Origin of the sequence: Streptococcus mitis, from assembly GCF_026782895.1 — a bacterium.
Lineage (GTDB): Bacteria > Bacillota > Bacilli > Lactobacillales > Streptococcaceae > Streptococcus > Streptococcus mitis_CB.
The window spans coordinates 57,332-80,418 of record NZ_JAKUXJ010000003.1; the positions used below are offsets into that span (position 1 = coordinate 57,332).

The 23,087-nt window shown below is 42.6% G+C and carries 22 protein-coding genes and 1 pseudogene; 5 read left to right on the forward strand and 18 right to left on the reverse strand.

Going from position 1 to position 23,087, the window contains the following annotated elements:
• Window positions 1-8 precede the first annotated feature (8 nt).
• The 5 genes and pseudogenes from glnR to MK480_RS10130 form a co-directional block, all read right to left on the reverse strand.
• The gene (gene glnR / locus MK480_RS03535) at window positions 9-365 is read right to left on the reverse strand and encodes a transcriptional repressor GlnR (RefSeq protein WP_000659548.1); all 357 of its coding nucleotides are present in this window, start codon (window positions 363-365) and stop codon (window positions 9-11) included.
• A gap of 76 nt (window positions 366-441) precedes the next feature.
• Window positions 442-969 (reverse strand): FUSC family protein, encoded by a 528-nt coding sequence (locus MK480_RS03540; RefSeq protein ID WP_000119915.1) that lies wholly within the window; start codon window positions 967-969, stop codon window positions 442-444.
• A gap of 135 nt (window positions 970-1,104) precedes the next feature.
• Complete coding sequence (locus tag MK480_RS03545) at window positions 1,105-2,304, reverse strand: phosphoglycerate kinase (protein ID WP_268707205.1); 1,200 nt, start codon at window positions 2,302-2,304, stop codon at window positions 1,105-1,107.
• Window positions 2,305-2,393: 89 nt separating this feature from the next.
• Window positions 2,394-7,313: an endo-beta-N-acetylglucosaminidase gene (locus MK480_RS03550; protein WP_412076212.1), complete on the reverse strand. Its 4,920-nt coding sequence runs from the start codon at window positions 7,311-7,313 to the stop codon at window positions 2,394-2,396.
• A gap of 291 nt (window positions 7,314-7,604) precedes the next feature.
• A pseudogene (locus tag MK480_RS10130) lies at window positions 7,605-7,667 on the reverse strand (YSIRK-type signal peptide-containing protein); the annotation flags it as partial.
• Window positions 7,668-7,974: 307 nt separating this feature from the next.
• On the opposite strand from MK480_RS10130, the gene MK480_RS03555 reads away from it, so the two are divergent.
• Entirely contained in the window at window positions 7,975-9,606 is a 1,632-nt protein-coding gene (locus MK480_RS03555) for a Na/Pi cotransporter family protein (RefSeq protein WP_020903108.1), read from the forward strand.
• A 96-nt stretch (window positions 9,607-9,702) separates the two neighbouring features.
• Here the strand turns inward: MK480_RS03555 and MK480_RS03560 are convergent, their stop codons facing one another.
• Window positions 9,703-9,999, reverse strand: a complete 297-nt coding sequence (locus MK480_RS03560) for a bacteriocin immunity family protein (RefSeq protein WP_020903107.1) — start codon at window positions 9,997-9,999, stop codon at window positions 9,703-9,705.
• Window positions 10,000-10,018: 19 nt separating this feature from the next.
• Window positions 10,019-11,083 carry a glutamyl aminopeptidase gene (gene pepA, locus MK480_RS03565; RefSeq protein WP_268707207.1) on the reverse strand — a complete coding sequence of 355 codons (1,065 nt, stop codon included), beginning with the start codon at window positions 11,081-11,083 and terminating at the stop codon, window positions 10,019-10,021.
• 236 nt (window positions 11,084-11,319) lie between these two features.
• Between pepA and MK480_RS03570 the strand changes: the two genes are divergently transcribed.
• From MK480_RS03570 to MK480_RS03585, 4 genes are all read left to right on the forward strand, one after another.
• Window positions 11,320-12,279, forward strand: a complete 960-nt coding sequence (locus tag MK480_RS03570; protein WP_229294559.1) for an ABC transporter permease — start codon at window positions 11,320-11,322, stop codon at window positions 12,277-12,279.
• On the forward strand, window positions 12,269-13,225 hold the full coding sequence (locus MK480_RS03575) for an iron chelate uptake ABC transporter family permease subunit (protein WP_033684760.1): 957 nt from the start codon (window positions 12,269-12,271) through the stop codon (window positions 13,223-13,225). Before MK480_RS03570 ends, MK480_RS03575 begins: the two co-directional genes overlap by 11 nt.
• Window positions 13,222-13,974, forward strand: a complete 753-nt coding sequence (locus tag MK480_RS03580; RefSeq protein ID WP_033684759.1) for an iron ABC transporter ATP-binding protein — start codon at window positions 13,222-13,224, stop codon at window positions 13,972-13,974. The genes MK480_RS03575 and MK480_RS03580 overlap by 4 nt, the downstream gene beginning before the upstream one ends.
• A 95-nt stretch (window positions 13,975-14,069) precedes the next feature.
• Window positions 14,070-15,035 carry a siderophore ABC transporter substrate-binding protein gene (locus MK480_RS03585; RefSeq protein WP_024057385.1) on the forward strand — a complete coding sequence of 322 codons (966 nt, stop codon included), beginning with the start codon at window positions 14,070-14,072 and terminating at the stop codon, window positions 15,033-15,035.
• Window positions 15,036-15,145: 110 nt separating this feature from the next.
• Here MK480_RS03585 and yidD read toward each other — a convergent pair whose 3' ends face one another.
• From yidD to treC, 11 genes are all read right to left on the reverse strand, one after another.
• The gene (yidD, locus tag MK480_RS03590; protein ID WP_024057384.1) at window positions 15,146-15,388 is read right to left on the reverse strand and encodes a membrane protein insertion efficiency factor YidD; all 243 of its coding nucleotides are present in this window, start codon (window positions 15,386-15,388) and stop codon (window positions 15,146-15,148) included.
• Window positions 15,388-16,110 (reverse strand): pseudouridine synthase, encoded by a 723-nt coding sequence (locus MK480_RS03595; RefSeq protein ID WP_001222228.1) that lies wholly within the window; start codon window positions 16,108-16,110, stop codon window positions 15,388-15,390. Before MK480_RS03595 ends, yidD begins: the two co-directional genes overlap by 1 nt.
• Complete coding sequence (gene scpB, locus MK480_RS03600) at window positions 16,097-16,666, reverse strand: SMC-Scp complex subunit ScpB (protein WP_000105303.1); 570 nt, start codon at window positions 16,664-16,666, stop codon at window positions 16,097-16,099. Before scpB ends, MK480_RS03595 begins: the two co-directional genes overlap by 14 nt.
• 18 nt (window positions 16,667-16,684) lie before the next feature.
• Window positions 16,685-17,413, reverse strand: coding sequence for a segregation/condensation protein A (locus tag MK480_RS03605; RefSeq protein ID WP_033684758.1), 729 nt, complete (start codon window positions 17,411-17,413; stop codon window positions 16,685-16,687).
• Complete coding sequence (xerD, locus tag MK480_RS03610; protein WP_326845937.1) at window positions 17,413-18,147, reverse strand: site-specific tyrosine recombinase XerD; 735 nt, start codon at window positions 18,145-18,147, stop codon at window positions 17,413-17,415. The genes MK480_RS03605 and xerD overlap by 1 nt, the downstream gene beginning before the upstream one ends.
• A complete protein-coding gene (gene cbpB / locus MK480_RS03615) occupies window positions 18,144-18,605 on the reverse strand; it encodes a cyclic-di-AMP-binding protein CbpB (RefSeq protein ID WP_049499725.1) in 462 nt (153 codons plus the stop codon). Before cbpB ends, xerD begins: the two co-directional genes overlap by 4 nt.
• Complete coding sequence (locus MK480_RS03620) at window positions 18,602-19,123, reverse strand: metallophosphoesterase (RefSeq protein ID WP_001118952.1); 522 nt, start codon at window positions 19,121-19,123, stop codon at window positions 18,602-18,604. Before MK480_RS03620 ends, cbpB begins: the two co-directional genes overlap by 4 nt.
• A complete protein-coding gene (locus tag MK480_RS03625) occupies window positions 19,099-20,070 on the reverse strand; it encodes a nucleoside-triphosphate diphosphatase (RefSeq protein WP_049499724.1) in 972 nt (323 codons plus the stop codon). Before MK480_RS03625 ends, MK480_RS03620 begins: the two co-directional genes overlap by 25 nt.
• The gene (gene racE, locus MK480_RS03630; protein ID WP_078237956.1) at window positions 20,067-20,861 is read right to left on the reverse strand and encodes a glutamate racemase; all 795 of its coding nucleotides are present in this window, start codon (window positions 20,859-20,861) and stop codon (window positions 20,067-20,069) included. Before racE ends, MK480_RS03625 begins: the two co-directional genes overlap by 4 nt.
• A 199-nt stretch (window positions 20,862-21,060) precedes the next feature.
• Window positions 21,061-21,309 (reverse strand): YneF family protein, encoded by a 249-nt coding sequence (locus MK480_RS03635; protein WP_000364990.1) that lies wholly within the window; start codon window positions 21,307-21,309, stop codon window positions 21,061-21,063.
• 141 nt (window positions 21,310-21,450) lie between these two features.
• Window positions 21,451-23,076 carry an alpha,alpha-phosphotrehalase gene (treC, locus tag MK480_RS03640; protein ID WP_049499722.1) on the reverse strand — a complete coding sequence of 542 codons (1,626 nt, stop codon included), beginning with the start codon at window positions 23,074-23,076 and terminating at the stop codon, window positions 21,451-21,453.
• Between the last annotated feature and the right edge of the window lie 11 nt (window positions 23,077-23,087).

Sequence of the window (23,087 nt, forward strand, 5' to 3'; positions counted from 1 at the left end):
GCGGTTGCTTAACCGCGACCAAAAGGTGACCGTACTGAAGCAAAGCGACCCTGTTGGAGGAGTTCATTATGAAGTGCACGACGCACCTCAGTCTGACTCACCGCTTTCTTGGATTTCGCTTCACGTTCAGCATATTTTTTCTTAATGGCAGCGATATTATAACCTTCAGAGATATAATCTTTGATTTCAAGCAGACGATCCATGTCATTCAAGGAATACATGCGACGGTTCCCTTCGTTTCGATCAGGTTTGATCAACTCTTGATCTTCATAATAACGAATCTGACGCGCCGATAGATCGGTCAACTTCATAACACTGCCGATAGGAAAAACAGCCATATTTCGGCGAAATTCTTTTTCCTTCATTTACAATTTCCTTCTTTCTGTCTATTATAGTCTAAAAAAAGACAAACGTCAATTGATAATGTTATAAAATGTAACATTATTTTTCTTTTTTCTCTAAAAAGAGACGAATGCGATCAATATCGTAATTTACGAGAATTGCGACAAAAACTCCCATGAAAGTTTCTGATACACGCGCAAACACGTACAAAATTGTTTCACCACTCGGAATCGATAGGGTAATAATTAACATAGCTGCTACACCACCAATTACACCTGCTTTGTTATTCATGGCTACATTTGTCATAATGGTTAACATGGTGCAGATTGGAACAACAACCAAGGTCACCCAAAAGGCTTCGTGGAAAAAGGTATTTAATAGGAAGAAGACCAGGGCATAGAGGCCACCGATACTATTTCCTAGAATACGCGAAGTCCCAAAATGGACACTCTTATCAAAACTCTCCCTCAGGCTAAAAACGGCTGTCAAAGCACCGATTTGAAGACCTTTCCAGCCAAAAAAGCCAAAAATCAAGAGAACTAGAAAAACAGCAATACCTGTTTTAAAGGTTCGCATACCAAGTTTGAACTGGGATTTATCGAATTTATATTTTTTAAAATAACTCATAATCTCAACTTTCTATTTCCATTTTATCATAAATTGGCTGATTTTATGAGCAATAGTTGAGAGGAAGCGTTTTTATTTTAAGCAAAAGAAAAGAGGAACTTTCATCCCTCTCTTCTTTGATTTGTTTATAAAGTCTTATTTTTCTGTCAAGGCTGCAAGTCCTGGAAGAACTTTACCTTCAAGAAGTTCCATTGATGCTCCACCACCAGTAGAGATCCATGAGAATTTATCTGCACGACCAAGGTTAATCGCTGCAGCAGCTGAGTCACCACCACCAATGATTGATTTAACTCCTGGTTGTTTCACGATAGCGTCCATCACACCAATTGTACCAGCTTGGAAGTCTGGGTTTTCAAATACACCCATAGGTCCGTTCCATACAACTGTTTTCGCACCAGTCAATGCTTCGTCAAATTTAGCGATAGATTTTGGACCGATGTCAAGACCAAGGAAGCCTGGATCCACTGCTTCACCTTCAGTGTCTTTCACTTCAGTGTAGTCCGCAAATGCGTTAGCTTCTTTTGAGTCAACTGGCAAGATCAATTTACCGTTTGCTTTTTCAAGAAGAGCTTTCGCAACATCCAATTTGTCTTCTTCTACAAGTGAGTTACCGATTTCGATACCTTGTGCTTTGTAGAATGTGTAAGTCATACCACCACCGATAAGGACTTTATCAGCTTTTTCAAGCAAGTTTTCGATAACACCGATCTTGTCTGAAACTTTTGAACCACCAAGGATAGCCACGAATGGACGTTCTGGAGCTTCAACTGCTTCTTGGATGTAGGCAATTTCGTTTTCAAGAAGGAAACCAGCAACTGCTTTTTCAACGTTTGCTGAGATACCAACGTTAGATGCGTGTGCACGGTGAGCTGTACCGAATGCATCGTTTACGAAGATACCATCTCCAAGTGATGCCCAGTATTTACCAAGTTCAGGATCGTTTTTAGATTCTTTCTTGCCGTCAACATCTTCGTAACGAGTGTTTTCAACCAAGAGAACTTGTCCATCTTCAAGAGCGTTGATAGCTGCTTCCAATTCAGCACCACGAGTGACACCTGGAAGGAAAGCAACATCTTGACCCAATTTAGCTGCCAAGTCAGCAGCTACAGGAGCAAGCGATTTACCAGCTTTGTCTGCTTCTTCTTTTACACGACCAAGGTGAGAGAAGAGGATAGCACGTCCACCTTGTTCAAGGATGTACTTGATAGTTGGAAGAGCTGCAGTGATACGGTTGTCGTTAGTGATTACGCCATCTTTCAATGGTACGTTGAAGTCAACACGAACGAGGACTTTTTTACCTTTCAAGTCAACGTCTTTAACAGTAAGTTTTGCCATGTTACAAAAACCCCTTTATTTATTTTATTCGAGACTATTATATCACACTTTGGAAATATAAGGAAAGATTTCACAAGATTTTTCGATATTTAATCTTCATCTTCTTTTTTCTGTTTCAATGTCAAGGCTAAACTAGCAAGACCAAGGCTGGCCAATCCTGCTATTAGGGCTTCATTGGCATCAGCAGTTCCTGTATTTGGCAATTGTTTGCCTGCTTCTTCTGACTTAACTGCTGTATTTTGGGCTGGTTTTTCTTGTGTAGGCGCTACTGCTGGTTCAGTTTTTACTTTTGTTCCAATTTCAACAATTTCTGGAATCGTTTCTTGGATGACTTCTGTTGAACGAAGGCGACGCTGACCGTTTTCATCAACTTCAAAGACATGTCTTAATAGACCATCTCGTCCCTGTATGATGACTCGTTGTTCCCCAACTAGCATCTCAGCATTTTCATGCTCTTGACGATCAAAGGCAACCTTTTCCTCTTGAACTTCCAATTTAGGAGCCTTTTGTTGATCAGAAGCCGGTTGATTAGTAGGTTTTGGAAGGTATGTGTTTTGTGGGGCTGGATTGGCAGGGATTAGACCAGTACCTACTTCCACGATTTCAGGACTTGCTTCTTTCAAAACTTCGGTAGAGCGAAGGGTACGATTACCTTGGCTATCTACTTCAATCAAGCGACGAATGTGTCCCTCAACTCCTGCTTGGACAAGTTGACGTTGACCGACTGGGAGATTTGGATTTGGTCGTTCTTGGTGTTCGAAGGCGATACTTGTCTCTTCAACTTCTAGTTTCGGAGTATCCACAACCAAATTCTTGACACCTTCAGCTGGTTCCTTGCTTGAAATAACTTTTTCTACTGGTTTAGCAGGTTGTGGTTTTTCAGCAGATTCATAAACAAAGGCATAATGTGTAAAGTGTGGTGCTGTAAAGATGACATGACTATCTGTTTGTTCAAAAGCCAACTCTACTGCTTCTTTGCCTTCAGGTAAGAAGAAGACTTTCTTCACTCTCTTATCTTTTTCAATTGGAATTTTCACAATAGAAGCGTAAGAGAGATCAACGTCTTGACCTTTTTCATCTAGACCTTCTATTTCAAAGACATGAGCATCTTCTCCAGCAAAGTATTTCTTCTCTTCAGCACTTGCTTGAACACGTTCTACTTTCAAGCCCTTGATGACAGTCTTCTCTTTATTTGAGAAGTGTACTTCAACACCTGTTTTACTATCAGAAAAGACTGCTGGCTTGTCTTCTTTCAATAAAGCAACCAGATCTTTCAGACTCTGTTTCGCTGTTGCAAGCTCTTTTGGACTCAAATCTACTTTTTCAACCAAGGCCTTGTTCTTTTCAAGAAGTGGGGCTAGGGCAGAACCTGAAGGATGGTTTGGTTTGGCAGCTAAGAGCTCTTGAGCCTCACCTGTTAAGCGATCGAGTTCTGTCTTTTCTTCCTTAAATTTCTCTTGACCATTCAGAGCTTTATGAGCTTCTGTCAATTTATTGAGACGATCATTCACTTGATCTTGGGTGCTAGTTTCATGGTCTTTCAACACTTGTTCGGCCGCTTCAATTGCTTTCAAGAAGGCTTCTTTTACTTCTGGTGAAGCAAAGTTATAGACCACCTTGTTCTTAGCTGCTTCAACCTCTGCTAATTTTTGTTTAAGGTACTCATCGTTCAATGCTGCTTTTGGAGATACCAAAACATCAAAGTTGACTTTATGACCTTGGTAACGAAGCGTCAAGGTTTGACGACCAGTCTTTTGAGCATCGTAACCAGAAATTTCAACTCCCTCATCAGTAAAGGAATGTTCTTCCATGGTGTCATTGCTATAAGCTACTGCAAAGCGTCCTTCAGACAAGTCTAAACTATCACCAACTAGATAATCTTTTTTCGGTTCATGACTTACTTCAATTCCCAAAATAGTTTTCGGACTTGCTTCATCTTGGCTAGTGACAGTCACTGACAAATTCGCATTTACTGGTTGTCCCAAATATTGTAAAGTAAGATTTTGTTCTCCCTTATGATGCGTGTCAAAACCTGATACTGATACACCTGCGTGAGTTAGGCGAATGAGTTCGTCCTCAGCTCCTCCTTCATACTGAACTCGAAGAACACCTCCTCTAAGGTCTAAATCCTCCCCTTCGGCGTAGCTTGTTTTCTTAGGTCCTGTTTCTAGGCTGACTGACTTGATTCTTCTGTCATCTTTTGGAACGGAAACAGCCAGGACATTACTAATTTCCTTACCTGGTAATTGGGTACGATAGTAAAGAAGACCAGATTGATTTGTCAAATCCAATGGTGAACTTGCTAGGTCACCTCCAACTTCGCTCTTCAAAGTTGCAAGAGGAGTTTGAGAATTTGGATTGTCATAAACGGTAATGGTTGCTCCAGCTGGTACATCCGCAAAACCAACTTGCACCTTGTTGTTACCTAGAGAACGGGCTGCAGCCTTGGCCATCGGAATATTGACACTCTCAGTATCAAGCTTTTCATACATTTTCCAGTTATAGATACGAATAGCCTTCCATGGGGTTCCATTGTCAGAAGTGACAACATTCAAGCGCCAATCTTGAGCTGTGATTGGTTTATCAAGGGTAATATCTGTAACATGGGCTTTATTGCCACGGACTTCCTTAGCCAACTTCCATTGACCATCCGCATCTTTATAATAGAGGTCAAAGTCTTTGGTGTTCATCAAACCGTCGTTTACAGATTCTCCACCAGCTCCAGCATGGTCCATCACCCATCTAACAACTGTACGTGGCTGGGTCAAACGAATATCCACACTACCACTTAACTGTCCAGAAGACCACTTGTCTGAAAGACTGGTAATGGTACCATTCAACATACCTTCAATACCTTCTCCACCTTCAGTCTTAGGGAAAGTACTATCAATAACTGTTGCACCTGGAACGATATTTTCAGCTAGTGGTTTAGGTAGGCTGGTATCTTTTACAGTCATGCCCCAATCAAAGGTTGTGGTTGCAGCTTCTGAACGAACTCCATTTTTACCGACTGCTACAACCTTCAGTTCTTGAGTTGTACCTTGAGCACTTGCTGAGCGGCTAACTTTTGGTAGATAAATAGTTGTAGAAGATGAGCCAGTTAGTAATTTCCAGCTGTCTCCATCTTTTTCGTAAACTTCATAGAAATCTGCATCCTTGTTGCCTTTAAATTGCACAACTGCTTCCGCTTCTTGGGCATTTTTAAGGACTTGTTTGGCTACAGCTACTGTGGTTGGTGCCTGAGGAGCATCTTGATTATTGCTAATGGTTAATTGGCCCAAATTGAATTGATAACCTTTTAAGTCTTTGTCATTTTCAAAATAGAGTTTAATACCGTAAATTGTTTTACCTGCCAAGGCACTCAAATCAAAATCATCGGTAGTCCAGTTATCTGAAACTGTCAATTCTTTACGGGCAGCTTCATCACCGTAGGTATAATCTTTCTTGGTTGCAAATTCTACATAAACCTTGGTCCCTTTGCCTCCTTTGTGGGTAACATGCAATTTGGTTGTATCTGTCACCTTCAAGCGAGTAGAGTACAAATTCACATCTTGCTTGGTCGCACCTGAAAGATCCCCTGCAAATTTGAGAGAAGTTCCACCATTATAAGCATCTTCAAAATCATAGCTTGCTTTCAACTTATCGCCAGTTGATTTTTGCCACCAGCGCCATGTTGGAAGAACACCTGAAACTGAACGATAATTCCACTCAGAATCCTTAGAAACCTTACCATCTACGAACCATTTTCTACCATGACCTGTATTAAAAGAAGTAGTAAAAGTATTACCTACTGCTGGCGTGCGGTCCGCAACTAGGTTAGCAATCCCATACCAATCTTTATCACCTGGTTTTTGGCCAGTAGGATCACCTTGGTAACCTGTAAAGAAGATATCTTCATTCTTATGATAATCTTCACCAGTTTTTCCTAAACTTGTAATGGTATCTGGGGCGAATAAACCAAGAGAAAGGCGCAATTTCCCATTTTCATCTAAAATGTCATTCCATTTGACCTTGGTCTTGTAGGAACCACCCTGTTGCAATTCCAATCCTGCAAATACATCATAAGGATTACGGCCAATCCAGTTGGCAGTTGCAATAGTGTAATCATTCTTAGCCTTATCCCAGTTAAAGTTAGCAAAGAAGTTATCTGCTGGAACCTTATCTCCTTCAGGTTGCATGAATTGGTAGTTGTATTCTCCCAAACCATCTTGGTGGTAACGTCCATAGTTATAAGTCATGGCATCGTACCAAGAATACTTGATTGGATGGTTTACCTTAGCAGCATATTCCTTGGTATAGAGCATAAACTGGCGCATCTTTTCTCCAAGAGGTTCAACCAAATCCCCAGTTGTTTCTTGGTTAATGAAATAGCCATCATAGCCATAATACTTGGCCATGTCTACCAATTTACGGGCAATTGGAAAGCTACCATCTGGGTCTTGCTTCAAAGCTTCAGCGAATTTTTCTTGATCAGCAATACTATTAGACCAGTTGAAGAAGAGTGTACCATATACAGGAACCCCGTTACGGTGACCTGCATCAATAACGTCAGGAGTTGGTACGAGACCCTCCCAGAAGACCATTGAATCTAGATATTGCCAATAGTCAAAAGCATAGGCCTTGAACTCTTCTCCACCAACAGAAGCATGGTCTTTTGCTTTAGAATTGGTGTTTGATAGGGCTTGAACTTTTGCTTCCTTGCTAGCTTTTTCATTGACTAAATGACCTGTCCGACGTGAAGCGAGGGCGACAGACCCGCGATTAATAGCATCATCTTCACGAGCACCTGGTTCCCATTTTAACAATTCTTCCCAAGAATTAAATTTGATTTCCTTTGGTTTTAATGTTTTTTCCGTATTTTTAGGGACATCTGGCTGGACTTCTTTTTCAGTCTTATTAGCTTCTGCTGCTGGCTTAGACTCATCCCCTTGGCTAGCTGCTTCAGGCTTTGCTTCTGTTTCCTTGTCAGACTTAGGTTTTGCTTCTGCATATGGTGTTTCCGTAGCCACCTCACTTGTTTTTTCCTCTGGTTTAGCTACGCTTACTGCCTCTGCAGTTTCAGTAGTTGCAGCTTCATTGCTTGCTGGCGAAGCAGTTTCAGATGCTGTCGCTACTCCTTCTGCCTTTTCTAGCTTGTTTTCTCTAGCATGTTCTCCTTCATGCTGCTTGTCAGCTTCATTAGTCGAATACTCACTCTCTCCTGAAACAAGCTCTGTATTGGCTCCATTATTTTCAGGAACTACAGTTTCTTCTGCCAAGGCTGGACCAGCAAATAAAACAGCCCCAATCATCAGTGAGCAGGCTCCTACTGATAACTTACGAATACTGTAACGACAACGTCTTTCAAAAAATGAATTCTTCATTTTCTCCTCCTAAATAAAAGATTGATTTTGTTGCACAAAAGAAAGCGCTTAACTTTCTTTATAAAATTTTTATCCCAATCACAGGGACCAAGATAATACCTCCCTCATTTTAAAATATTTCTTTTAAATGTCAATATATAAAAGGAAATACCTATATCTAGGTTAGAAATTGGTAAAATTAATATAATTAAGGCCCATTCTAACGAATTTTCTTTCTAAAATCTTAGCTTAACACTTGTTAGATTTACTTTTATCCTTTAAAATAGAATAGGAGAAATTCCGTTATTATTTTTCGGAGGAAAAAGAAATGTCCATTAATTGGCAGGAAATTTTATTTCACTTTTTAGGTGGTCTGGGACTATTCTTATATAGTATCAAGACCATGGGAGACGGTTTGCAACAAGCTGCTGGAGATCGCCTTCGTTTTTACATTGACAAGTACACTAGCAATCCGTTCTTCGGTGTGCTAGTTGGTATCGGTATGACGGCGCTAATTCAGTCAAGTTCTGGGGTCACAGTCATTACAGTGGGGCTAGTCAGCGCAGGACTTTTGACCTTGCGTCAAGCTATCGGTATTGTCATGGGTGCCAATATTGGAACTACCGTTACATCCTTTATCATCGGTTTTAAGCTAGGAGATTACGCCTTACCAATGCTTTTCATCGGAGCGATTTGTCTCTTCTTCACCAAGAATCGCTCTATCAATAACATCGGACGTATCATTTTTGGTGTAGGTGGTATCTTCTTCGCTCTCAATCTTATGAGCGGTGCAATGGAGCCTCTAAAAGACCTGCAAGTCTTTAGAGACTACATGGTTGAACTAAGTAAGAGTCCTATTCTCGGTGTCTTTGTCGGAACTGGACTAACCCTACTCATTCAAGCTTCTTCCGCAACTATCGGTATCCTACAGAATCTTTACGCAAGTGGTTTGATTGATCTACAAGGTGCCCTACCAGTCTTGTTTGGTGATAATATCGGAACGACCATTACAGCTATTATTGCTTCTCTTGGAGCCAATATCGCTGCCAAACGTGTTGCTGGTGCCCATGTTGCCTTTAACGTGATTGGTACGGTTATCTGTATTGTCTTCCTTGTACCTTTCACTGGCTTGATTCAATGGTTTGAATCTACACTCAATCTGGCTCCAGAAATGACCATTGCCTTCGCCCACGGAACCTTTAATATCACAAATACTATTATCCAATTTCCATTCATCGGAGCCTTGGCCTACTTTGTAACCAAGCTCATCCCTGGTGAAGATGAAGTTGTCAAGTACGAGCCACTTTATCTTGATGAGCATTTGATTAAACAAGCTCCATCAATCGCTCTCGGAAATGCCAAAAAAGAACTCCTTCACTTGGGAAATTATGCTTCTAAAGCCTTTGACCTTTCATACAACTACATCATTGACCTTAATGAAAAGGTAGCTGAAAAAGGCCACAAGACAGAAGAAGCCATCAATACCATTGATGAAAAATTGACTCGTTACCTTATTACTCTTTCAAGTGAAGCCCTTAGCCAGAAAGAAAGCGAAGTGCTCACCAACATCCTGGATTCATCCCGTGATTTGGAACGGATTGGGGACCACGCAGAAGCCCTAATCAATCTAACTGACTATCTTCAACGTAAAAATGTTGAGTTTTCTGAAGCTGCTTTACAAGAATTAGCTGATATCTATCAAAAAACCACTAGCTTCATCAAGGATGCTCTTGATAGCGTGGAAAACAATGATATTGAAAAAGCTCAAAGTCTGATTGAACGCCATAAAGAAATCAACAATATGGAACGTGTTCTCAGAAAGACCCACATCAAACGCCTCAACAAGGGTGAGTGTTCAACACAAGCTGGGGTCAACTTTATCGACATCATTTCCCACTATACTCGTGTATCTGACCACGCTATGAATCTAGCTGAAAAGGTCATCGCTGAACAAATCTAAGATCCAAGAAGCTATCCTAAATGGGATGGCTTTTTCTTCTCCTAATCAAGAATTACTCTTCTACCATATAGAAAAATGCTTTGATTCACAATGGAATCAAAGCATTTTAAAGAGCTCCCCGTACATAAGCGCAGAAGCCGCAGTTCCTCTGTACTTGGATTCTTCTCTTTTAATAAAGCGAGCCAAGTTGAGCAACTCAGGTGCCGGATGTTTGGGATTAAGGAGCAATTCACGATTGACCAGGCCTGAGAGACGAACTGCCAGCAATTGCTCATTTGTAGTAGGCAGTTTTTTAGCAGTCTCTAGGAGAGCAACAACTAAATCTTCACTCAAATCATGGCGAGCATGATTGTAAAGATCTTTTATAAGGCTTTCTAGGTTTGGTTCTACCATCCCTACCACCTCCTTAAGTTTAATAATTTTTAATCAAATCAACCGTTGAACGATCCAATTTTTTCACCAATGCTTGCAAGAAAGCTTGAGCTTCTAAGAAGTCATCCATAGCGTAGAGGGTTTGGTGAGAATGGATATAACGAGCGCAAACACCGATTGTTGTAGATGGGACACCACCATTTTTCAAATGAGCTGCACCAGCGTCTGTTCCACCTTTTCCACAGTAGTATTGGTACTTGATACCAGCTTCTTCAGCCGTTGTCAAAAGGAAATCCTTCATTCCTGGTAGAAGCAAGTGACCTGGATCGTAGAAACGAATCAAGGTTCCATCTCCAATTTTGCCTTGACCACCATAGACATCACCAGCAGGTGAGCAATCAACTGCTAAGAAGACTTCTGGGTCAAACTTAGTTGTAGAGGTATGAGCACCACGCAGACCAACCTCTTCTTGGACGTTAGAGCCAAGATAGAGTTCATTTCCGAGTTTTTGACCTGATAAAGCTTCAGCTAGCTCGCTTACCATGAGGACACCGTAGCGGTTATCCCAAGCTTTTGAGATGATATTTTTTTCATTGGCTGTCAAAATAGCGGAACTATCTGGGACAATGGTGTCACCAGGACGGATGCCAAAGCTTTCTGCCTCAGCCTTGTCCGCAAACCCACCATCAAAAACGATATCGGCAATGGCTGGCATGGTTGGTCCACCCTTTCCACGAGTCAAATGTGGAGGAACAGAGCCTGAAATCACTGGAATTTCACGACCATCACGAGTCAAGAGTTTGAAACGTTGGCTACTGACTACCATAGGGTTCCAGCCACCGATTTCTACGACACGGAAGGTACCGTCTGGCTTGATTTCGCTAACCATAAAACCAACTTCATCCATGTGAGAAGCGACCAAGACGCGCGGTGCATCCGCAACTTCTGAATGCTTGATACCAAAAATACCACCCAAGCCATCTGTCACCACTTCATCCACATGCGGTGTCAACTTTTCACGAAGATAGGCACGGACAGGCGCTTCATGACCTGAGATCGCAGCAAGTTCTGTTACTTCTTTGATTTTTGAAAATAATGTTGTCATTTCAGTTCCTTCTTTCTTTCATCCATTTTACCACTTTTTATAGGAGAAGGGTAGTGGGAAGGTGGATTGAACTTTACTTGTTTATTCTACGAAATAGAGGGCTAGATGATATTTCAGGAAATTTCCTTTATTTTTACATTAAATTGTCAGAAAATTCATTGACAGATTAAAGAAATCATGTTACAGTAATATCCGCAGGTATCTTTCGATACCAAATCTACATGAAAGGACGGGGTATGAAACTTTCTCATTATTTAATTGGCTTACTTCTACTCCTAGTCTTTCTCTCTATTAGCATTGGGACCAGTGATTTTTCATGGGGAAAACTCTTTGCTCTGGATCATGAAACTTGGCTTCTCTTTCAAGAGTCCCGTCTTCCAAGAACGATTAGTATTCTCCTAACTGCCTCTAGTATGAGTATGGCAGGGCTCCTCATGCAAACCATCACCCAAAATCAGTTTGCTGCTCCGAGTACAGTTGGGACCACTGAAGCCGCCAAACTAGGAATGGTACTGAGCCTCTTTGTCTTTCCGTCGGCTAGTCTGACCCAAAAGATGCTCTTTGCTTTTGTTTCATCCATCTTATTTACCCTCTTCTTTCTGGCCTTTATGACTATTTTTACCGTAAAGGAAAGGTGGATGTTGCCCTTGATTGGGATCATTTATAGTGGAATTATCGGTTCTGTGACAGAAGTTATCGCCTATCGTTTCAATCTGGTTCAGAGTATGACAGCTTGGACCCAGGGCTCCTTCTCCATGATTCAGACCCATCAGTATGAGTGGCTCTTCTTAGGGCTCATTATCCTGATTGCCGTTTGGAAATTGTCCCAAACCTTTACCATCATGAATCTAGGAAAGGAAACCAGTGAAAGTTTGGGAATTTCCTACTCCCTACTTGAAAAACTGGCCCTCTTTCTGGTTGCGCTAACGACAAGTGTCACCATGATTACCGTGGGTGGCTTGCCTTTTCTCGGGGTCATCGTTCCCAATCTTGTTCGCAAGCGCTACGGAGATAATCTAAGTCAAACCAAACTCATGGTCGTACTGGTTGGGGCCAATCTGGTTCTGGCCTGCGATATCCTATCCCGAGTTCTGATTCGACCCTATGAGCTGTCTGTCAGCCTCTTGCTAGGAATCATCGGTAGCCTCGTCTTTATCCTACTTCTCTGGAGAGGGGGACAAAAAGATGCAGTCTAAAAGCAAACATAGCAAACTCTTCTGCCTTCTCATTATTCTGGCCATCGGAGCTTGTCTCCTCTACTTTTGGCCCATCACTCACTTGTCAGCCTTTGCTTGGAAGTTGCGTTCACAAAAGATAGTTGTTTATCTCTTGGTAGCCATCGCGACTGGGATTTCGACCATTAGTTTTCAAACCCTGACGGAAAATCGCTTCCTGACGCCAAGTATTTTGGGAATCGAATCCTTCTACGTCCTACTACAAACCCTACTACTGGTTTTTGAAAGCAAGTTTCTTCAACTCGGGAAGTCTCCTATCTTAGAATTCCTAGTTTTGCTTCTGCTTCAATCCCTCTTCTTTCTTGCCTTACAAGGCTACTTGAAGACACTGATGAAACAAGACCTGGTCTTCATCCTGCTAATCTGTCTAGCCCTCGGAAGTCTCTTTCGAAATATCAGTACCTTCCTCCAAGTCCTGATGGATCCAAATGAATATGATAAACTGCAAAACAGTCTCTTTGCCTCCTTTCAACATCTCAACACTTCCATCCTAGCCATTGGTTCTCTGGTTATCCTTGCTTTAACCATCTTTTTCTTTCGGAAAGCAGTCATTCTGGATGTCTTGCATCTGCAAAGAGAAACAGCTCAGATATTGGGACTCGATGTTGAAAAAGAACAGAGAGAACTCCTCTGGGGCATCGTGCTTTTAACTTCAACGGCCACTGCCTTGGTAGGGCCTATGGCCTTCTTCGGCTTTATGCTGGCCAATCTTACCTACCTAATCGTCAAAGATTATCGGCACAAGTTGCTCTTTATCGTAGCCATTCTGGTTGGATTTATTAGCTTGACCTTGGGGCAGGCCCTTATTGAACGAGTCTTTGCACTGGAAATTCGCATCAGCATGATCATCGAGAGCGTAGGTGGTCTCTTATTCTTTATCTTACTTTACAGGAGGGCGCGTCAGTGAAACTGGAAAACATTAACAAATCCATTCAAAAACAAGATATTTTGCAAGACATTTCGCTTGAAGTCAGTCCTCAGAAACTGACAGCCTTTATTGGTCCCAATGGTGCCGGAAAATCAACTCTCCTCTCCATCATGAGCAGATTGACCAAGAAGGATCAGGGAATACTCAGTATCAAAGGTCGTGAAATCGAGAGTTGGAATTCGCAAGAACTGGCCAAAGAGCTCACCATTCTAAAGCAGAAAATCAATTACCAAGCCAAATTGACGGTTGAAGAACTGGTCAGTTTTGGACGTTTTCCCTACAGCCGAGGTCGTCTGAGACCAGAAGACTGGGAAAAAATCCGAGAAACTCTGGACTATCTGGAACTGACAGACTTAAAAGACCGCTACATCGATAGCCTGTCTGGAGGCCAGCTCCAGCGGGTCTTTATCGCTATGGTACTGGCCCAGGATACAGATTTTATCTTGCTGGACGAACCACTCAACAATCTCGATATCAAGCAAAGCGTCAGCATGATGCAGATTCTCAAGCAACTGGTGGAGGAACTCGGAAAAACCATTATCATCGTCCTCCACGATATCAACATGGCCAGCCAGTATGCGGATGAAATTGTCGCCTTCAAGGACGGTCAAGTCTTTAGCAAGGGAAGAACAGATCAAATCATGCAGGCTGACCTGCTCAGTCAACTTTATGAGATTCCCATCACGCTGGCTGATATCAATGGCAAAAAGATCTGTATCTATAGCTAATAACATATAAGTTCAAGTTAGAGAACCTTCAATCTCTTAGTCAATAAAACCTAGAGACTCCCTAAATCGTTATCACATTTTAAAAAGGAGAAATCATGAAAACATCCCTCAAACTTTACCTCACTGCCCTAGTAGCCAGCTTCTTGCTCCTACTTGGTGCATGTAGTACAAACTCAAGCACTAGTAAGACGGAGTCAAGTAGCTCTGCTCCAACAGAGGTAACCATTAAAAATTCACTAGGTGTAGTCACACTTTCAAAAGTCCCTGAAAAGATTGTGACCTTTGACCTCGGTGCTGCGGATACTATTCGCGCTTTAGGTTTTGAAAAGAATATCGTCGGAATGCCTACAAAAACTGTTCCGACTTATCTAAAAGACCTAGCTGGAAAAGTTAAAAATGTTGGTTCTATGGTTGAGCCAGACCTAGAAGCCCTTGCTGCTCTTGAACCAGACCTAATTATCGCTTCACCACGTACCCAAAAATTCGTAGATAAGTTCAACGAAATCGCTCCGACTGTTCTCTTCCAAGCAGGCAAAGATGACTACTGGACTTCTACCAAGACTAATATCGAATCCCTAGCAAGCGCCTTCGGTGAAACTGGTACACAGAAAGCCAAGGAAGAATTGGCCAAGCTAGACAAGAACATCCAAGAAGTCGCTACTAAAAATGAAAGCTCTGACAAAAAAGCCCTTGCCATCCTCCTCAACGAAGGAAAAATGGCTGCCTTTGGTGCCCAATCTCGTTTCTCTTTCTTGTACCAAACCTTGAAATTCAAGCCAACTGATACTCAATTTGAAGATTCTCGCCACGGACAAGAAGTCAGCTTTGAAAGTGTCAAAGAAATCAATCCTGACATCCTCTTTGTCATCAACCGTACCCTTGCCATCGGTGGGGACAACTCTAGCAACGATGGCGTCCTAGAAAATGCCCTTATCGCTGAAACTCCTGCCGCTAAAAATGGTAAGATTATCCAACTAACACCAGACCTCTGGTATCTAAGCGGAGGCGGTCTTGAATCAACAAAACTCATGATTGAAGACGCACAAAAAGCTTTGAAATAAGCAACTTCAAACTCAACTAACAACTTTACATGATAAACCGCATCCTATCAAGCTCACTCAAACCTGATAGGATGCGGTTTTATTATTTTATTAAAATCTTTTACCTAACCTCATTCCCCTTCTTGATTTCGTTTGAGGGAAAAATGGTCTGGAACAGGGTCCTTACCTGTTTTCGACCAGGGATGGCAACGTAAAATCCGAGCCAAGCCCATCAAAACACCCTTGAAGCCATGTTTTTCAATAGCCTCAATCATGTAGTTGGAACAAGTCGGCTCAAAGCGACAAGAGGGTGGAAAGGCTGGTGAGATAAAACGTTGGTAAAAGCGCACAGGCGCTATTAAAATTCGTTTCATTATTTCTTGGTTACAGCCATGGTATGTAGTTGGCTGATTTCTTTTTTGTTAAGGCGACGCGATTCACCTGGACGGAGACCTGTCAAGTCTAGGTGTCCAAAACGAGTTCGAGACAACTTATCTACTTGGAGACCGACAGCTTCAAACATCTTTTTAACCTGATGGTTACGCCCTTCATGGATGGTCAACTGCACCACAGAGCGGTTTTTAACTGGATCCACTTTGAGAATCTCATAGACAGCCGGTTTGGTTTTCTTTCCATCAATCTCAAGTCCACGGGTCAAGGGGCGCAGATTATCCTTATTGGCCACACCTTTAACACGCGCGACATAAACCTTGTCAATCTCATTACGAGGGTGAATCATCTCATCCGTAAAATCCCCATCATTGGTCAAAATCAAGACTCCTGATGTATCCCAGTCCAAACGACCTACAGGGTAGATGCGCTCTTTGACATTGGGCAAGAGGTCGACAACCGTCTTGCGACCCTTGTCATCTGTCACACTGGAAATGACACCGCGTGGTTTGTTAAGTAGATAATAGACCTTTTCTTCGTTGTAGATAGGCTGACCTTCAACTTCGACCTTGTCACCAGACTTGATGGTCGTTGCTAGTTCACGTACCACCTGGCCGTTAACCGTCACCAAGCCTTGCTTGATCAGCTCTTCTGCTTTTCTCCTACTGGCCACACCTGCGTGGGCAATATACTTATTGATTCTCATCTTCTTCTATCCTTTCACCAAATAATTGGCTTTCTTGCGCTTGAATCTCAAGCTCATCAATCACTGGCAGTTCTTCCAAATGGTTAATTCCCATGTAATCTAGGAAATAATCTGTAGTCACATAGAGGTTGGGGCGCCCCAACACTTCTTTTTTCCCGTCTTCTCGTATCAAGTCAAAGGCCTGCAACTTTGCCAAGGCCCCACTCGAGTTGACCCCACGGATGGCATCAATCTCTATCCGTGTGATAGGCTGTTTGTAAGCAATGATGGACAAGGTCTCAAGGGCAGCCCGAGATAAACTCTGGTTGATAGGTGCCTTAGAGTATTCCTTCAAAATCTCTGCAAATTGAGGCTTGGTCACCAATCTATAAGCGCCCCCTGTCTCAATCAGAGCCAAACTGGAATCTGGGTCCTTTTCATACTTCTGGGCTAATTTTTCTAAACTCTGTTGGATGCCTGTCGGTGGTAGAGAGAGGAGTTCAGCTAACTGGCGGACCCTAATCCCATCTTCACCCGCTACAAACAAGAGCGCTTCTATTTTTGCTAAAGTACTCATCTTTCCTCTCTATCAAGTCTAGCTTTGGACCACTTGACTTTCTTCCTTCTTTTCCATGAGATAAATATCTCCGAAACTTTCCTCTTGCACAAGAATCAGCTCCTGGGTTTTGATTAACTCTAGGGTTGCCAAAAAGAGGGTGATGACCTCTTGAATATTCTGGGCTTCCTTGAACAAATCCTGCAAGCGCAATTGATCTCGTCCAGTCAAGGACTCTTTTACAATAACCATCATGTCCTCAATCTTATACTCATCCCGCAAGATGGTCGTGTGATTCTGTGCAAACTCCTCTTTTTTCTTGGCTAGGATATTTGAAAAAGCCAAAAAGAGGTCAATGGTCGTCTTGTCATGCACAAGCTCCGCATCTTCGTAAATCAACTCTGTCGGCGCTTTGGAATAATACTGGGCCCGTTCTTGGTGCTTGGCTTCCAACTGCTCACCCAAGAGCTTGAACTTGCGATATTCTTCGATTTGAGAGAGAAGATCCTGCTCCAGGTCATCCTCCAAGTCTGTCACTTCTGCTACCTTTGGAAGAAGCTTGCGGCTCTTGATCAGCATAAGCTGACTGGCCATGACCATGTACTCGCCCGTCACTTCCAGACGCATGGCCTGCAGGGTTGAGACATAAGTTAGATACTGTTCGATAACTTCCGTAATGGGCACATCGTAGATGTCCATCTGGTACTTAGAAACCAGGTGCAAAAGAAGATCCAGGGGCCCTTCAAAATCTTTTAGTTTAATATCCATTATCTATATTTTTCTAAAGTCAGGACTGTTTTTAATCCTAATTTTTTTGCAATTTCGTACAAATCGACCTTGTTTTCAATGTGTCGTAGAATGAACTGTTCCCGCAAAGCTTGGGCTGATAAGGTCGGAAAACCTTTCTCCTTGACAAAGGACTCTAGCTGACGAAAGGCCCACTGACGAGAATAGGCTTTCCCTCCCCTTTCAAAGAGATAGGTCTGACCCATCAAGGGTTCCAACTCTGAAAGCAGGGTTGTGGGAATGGTGACAATCCTCTGTTGGGAAGCCTTCTTGATTCGCAACACCTGAAAGTCCAGATTGATATCCGCAACCTTTAGAGCTAAAATCTCACTCGGCAAGAGTCCCATTTCTAGGATTAAGAGCGCTAGCAAGCGACCCTCTGGATAGTCGCTTTCTTGCCAAAAAGAGTCTAGGTTTAACAGTTCTGGTTTTGAGGTCTTCTTTTCAGCTTGTTTAGCTAATTCCAATCGGTAAAAACTATCCACTTCTCCTTTTTGATAGAGAAAGTAGAGAAATTGGTTACAGGCCGAAATCTTTCGCTTCTGGGCGCTGATTTTTAGATTGGCTAGCTGAGCTTGGTAAATCTTGAGACTGGTCTCAGAAATCCGCTCGCCTACAATGTCTAAAAATTGTTCCAGATCATACTTATAGGACTGCTTGGAATTGGCAGACAAGCCCTGCTTTTCCTCTAAAAAGGCTGAAATCCTATCTCTCATTTGCATCGAATCTCATATTCCTTACTAAAGTCATGCAAGAGGGCATTCACTGCCTTGAGGATAGACTTACGTGTGATAATTCCCTGGAAGATACCATTCTTATCTACTACAGGGAGGAAGGACTCATCCACTAGCTTGTGCAAGACCTCCGTAATGGTAAAATCAGGCGAGACGACCGCTACGTCCGTTCTCGTCATATGAACGATATCCGTATCTGCCATGATTTCTTGACTCAGATCATGCTCCATCTGATAAGCCATAATATCTCTGAGCCCAATCGTCCCAACAAACTGTTTTTCATCTGTCACAACAGGAACACGGGTATAGGTCATCTGACTAAGCAAGAGGGTCGCGTGATCTGCATTGTGGGTATCAATCAACACGGCTAGATTTTTAGCAGGGGTCAAAAAAGTTTCCTCCTGCCCCAACAAGAAAGTCTCAAACTCCTTGGCAATCATCGGCTAAACTCCTTGGACAAGCCTGGATACACCTCATGGTCTCGTGTCAAAAAGTCCACTTTAAAATAACTGTCATCAATCTCCACACGAGCATAGAGACATTCTCTGATGGTCCCACGTGGTTGACTGATGGAACCTGGATTTAGAAAGAGTGTCTTGCCTTCCATCCAAGCGCTTGGCACATGCAAGTGACCATAAAGGCAGATATCGGCCTCTTCTTCCTGAGCCCAGTAGTCCAACTTTTGAAAGTTGAAATTGATGTCAAACAGGTGTCCATGGGTTTGGATAATCTTGGTCGAACCAAGCTCTGTCACCAAACGTTCTGGGTAGCCGGCGTAGAAGTCCATGTTCCCTTTAACAACACGGATGCCTTCCCAAAGGGGAGAATCAGGACGCAGTTCAGAATCGCCGTTATGAAAAACGGCATCAACTTTGCCTACATAGCGATCACGGATTTCTTCCACAATCAAGCTATCGCCATGGGAATCGCTCATTACAATGATGGTTTGCTTTGCCATGATGGAAATACCTCCAAAAGTTTCTTAACGGCTAAGGCGCGGTGAGATTGGCTATTTTTTTCTTCAAGGGTTAATTCAGCTGATGACTTGCCTGTCTCTCCTACAAGGAAGAGAGGATCGTAACCAAATCCATTTTCACCCTTTGGTTCAAAGTTAATGTAGCCAGGCCAGTCTGCTTCAACAACCAAACTTTCCTTGTTGGGACTGGCTACGACTAGGGTTGTATGGAATTGAGCCGAGCGGTCCTTGAGTTCAAAGACCATGGCCAATTCGTGCAAGAGCTTGGCATTGTTTTCACGGTCAGTAGCTCCCACACCTGCGAAACGAGCTGACCAGACACCTGGCAAGCCACCAAGGACATCAACTTTCAGTCCAGAATCATCTGCCAGAACCATCTTGCCTGTTAATTGAGAAATAGTTTCTGCCTTGAGACGGGCATTTTCTTCGAAGGTCATGCCTGTTTCTGCTACTTCAGGCAAGTCAGGATAGTCATTGAGATTTTCCACATCGTAGCCTAGCTTGTCAAAGATAGCTCGGAATTCCTTGGTCTTGCCCTCGTTACGAGTCGCAATCAATAAGGTTTCTCTGACCTTGTTTGTCTCAAAGAAATCATGAACATCGACCCCTTCTTTGGGCAATTCCACATACAAGAGTTGCCCATTTTCAACCAATAGCAGGGCTCCCTGACGTTGAATAACTTCCAAATTTCGTCCCATTTCTTGGTTAAGGATATCTACTACAAAAGACAATAAACGGTAGGGAGAACCATAGCGTAAAACAGTAACTGAAAGTGGAAAACCTCGTTCCTCGTCTCGAAAGATTTTGGCCAATCCAACTAGAGGAAAATCCAAGTCTTCATCAGTCAAAGTCCGGACACCACCAAAAATACTATAGGACCCAACATACCAGTCCTGGTCATCCTTGTATTCATAAATTTTATTTGTCATAATTCTACATGCTCCACATGAATCTCTTTTTCAAGCCATTCTTCACCAATTTGTGCAAAACTTTGGCTGCTGGCTGTTGTGTAAAAACGGTGATGGAGTGGTCCGGCATCACGACCACGATTGATTTCAAAATAATTGAGTAAGACTGAAATGTCCCGTACGCACTCTGCCCCACTATCGATAAGTTGAACCTTGGGCCCCATAACATTTTGAATAATAGGTCTGAGAAGCGGATAATGGGTACAACCCAAAATCAGGCTATCTACCTTTCCAACCAAGGGACGTAGGGTTTCATAGACCACTTTCTTGGTGACACTGGTTGACAGGGCACCCGACTCCACCAAGGTAGCAAACTTGGGACAGGCCAAACTCTCCACCTGTAAGTCCGGATCCAGATCGTTGATTTTCTGACGATAAATGTCAGATTGGACCGTCATGGGCGTTCCAATCACTCCGATTTTCCCACCTTGGCTGGACTTGATGGCTGCCGAAGCTCCTGGCAAAATTACACCTAGGACAGGAATATCTAGTTGAGCCTTGATTTCTTCCCAGACGACCGCAGTCGCTGTATTACAAGCAATGACAATCATTTTGACATCCTTGGTCAAAAGAAAGTTGACCAACTGCCAAGTATATTCACGAATTTGCTCAGCAGGACGGGGCCCGTAAGGCGCGCGTGCCGAATCTCCAATATAGACGATTTCTTCATGGGGAAGTTGGCGCATGAGCTCGCGCACAACGGTCAAGCCCCCGACACCCGAATCCAAAAAACCAATTGGTCGATTATCCATACAGTCTTCTTTCTAGTCTTTTTTCTGATTGATAGTTCATTATGATTATTGATCCTTATGAACTGAATGACATCCTAATCAACAACTATCTCTCTTAATCATAATCAAATATCAATAGAATGCAAGGAAAAAGTCTCATCCCTAAACCATAACCAACATAGTGAGAAGTCTGGAACTTTCATCCCAGACTTTTCCTTATTTATTTTTTCTTTTTATTGTTAGCAAGAGCTGCTTTTTGTTGGCGGATGATTTGGTGGTAAACTTGTTGTACCTTAGCTTCGCTTGGTTTTTGACCATTTGCACTCAAAAGAGTACGAACTGCTTCAGCATTCAAACGTGGGTTGTCAGCAAATTCTTTTTCAATTTGCTTACGAACCAAGTACATTCCTCCAAGAGCTCCTCCTAGAAAAGCTAGCACAATCAATACAATTGCTAAAAGTAAATCCATTATATTTCTCCTGTTTCTTTTTGGGTCTCTTTCATTATACCACAAACTAGCCACCCTGACTAGTTTGTTTTACGCTTTCAGGGATGGAATAAACAGCAAAAAGAACCCTGCTTTTATGCAAAAGAGGGCTCCTTACTGAGTTTAATTTACATGGATAGCCAGTGTTTGATAAGGTTTGAGTAGAATTTTTTCAGACACTTCTGCATCTTCATAGTTTGAAATCAAAATTCGTCCATTTTGGTAGGCTACTGATAAGTCGATTTCCACTTCTGTGGCATAAAAATTATTGAGCACTAGTAACTTTTGATCCTCATGCTGGCGTTCAAAAGCGTAGACTTGCTGACTGTCTTCAAAAGCTGGTTTGTAACTTCCTTCTGAGATGATAGGCATTTCTTTACGAAGTCGAATCAAGTCTTGGTAGAAGGTGAAAATCGGACCTTGGATTTCATTTTCTACATTGATATGAGGGTAGGATTTTCCTGCCTTGAGCCAAGGTGTCCCTACTGTAAAACCAGCATTTTCCGAAGCATCCCACTGCATGGGAATTCGTGAATTATCACGCGACTTAGCCTGAATAATCTGGAAGGCTTCTTCCTGACTCTTCCCTTCTTCTAAGAGCATCTGATAGGCATTGATGGACTCGACATCCACATAGTCAGCCATGGAATCATAGTCTGGGTCAACCATTCCGATTTCCTCGCCCATATAAATATAAGGTGTTCCACGTGACAGGTGAATGCTGGCTGCTAGCATGGTAGCCCCTTCCTTGCGAAAGTTCTGAATATCGACAAAACGGTTTAAAGCGCGTGGTTGGTCGTGATTGTTCCAGAAGAGAGCGCTCCACCCATCTTTATCACTCATCTCCTTGCACCAGCTATGATAAAGACTTTTCAACTCTTCAAAATCAAAGGGAGCCAAGGTCCACTTTTGCCCATCTTTGTAGTCCACCTTGAGGTGATGAAAATTAAATGTCATGGATAATTCCTGACGGTCAGGCGACGAATAGAGGACACAATTTTCCATAGTTGTAGAAGACATTTCCCCAACTGTCATAAAGCTATCGTCTGCTCCAAAAGTGGCTTGATTCATCATACGCAAATAGTCATGAACGATGGGCTTGTCTGTGTAAGCTGGCTTTCCTTCATTTTCAGGACAATCCACTAAGACCTCGTCCTTGCCAATCAAATTGATCACATCAAATCGGAAACCTTTGACACCCTTATCGCGCCAAAAATTAACAACCTTGAAAAGCTCCTTACGGACATTGGGATTGCGCCAGTTAAGATCAGCCTGGGTCTCATCAAAGAGGTGAAGGTAGTATTTCCCTGTATTCCCAAAGGGCGCCCATGCAGAGCCACCAAACTTAGACTGCCAGTCTGTTGGTTGGTCTTGGATGAAGAAAAAGTCTTGATAATACTTGTCACCAGCTAGGGCTTTCTGAAACCATTCATGCTCTGTCGAACAATGATTGAGTACCATGTCCAGCATAAAGTCAATCTTGTGCTCTTGACCGACACGCACCATTTCCTCAAAATCAGCCATATCACCAAAAAGAGGATCAACTGCCATATAATCTGAAATATCGTAACCATTATCCCGTTGAGGGCTTGGATAGAATGGATTGAGCCAGACCATATCCACGCCCAACTTGGCTAGATAGGGGATTTTTTCGATAATTCCACGTAAGTCCCCAATACCATTGCCAGTGGTGTCTTTGTAAGATTTTGGATAGATTTGATAGACTACTTTTCCTTTATCAAGTGTCATCTGTTTCTCCT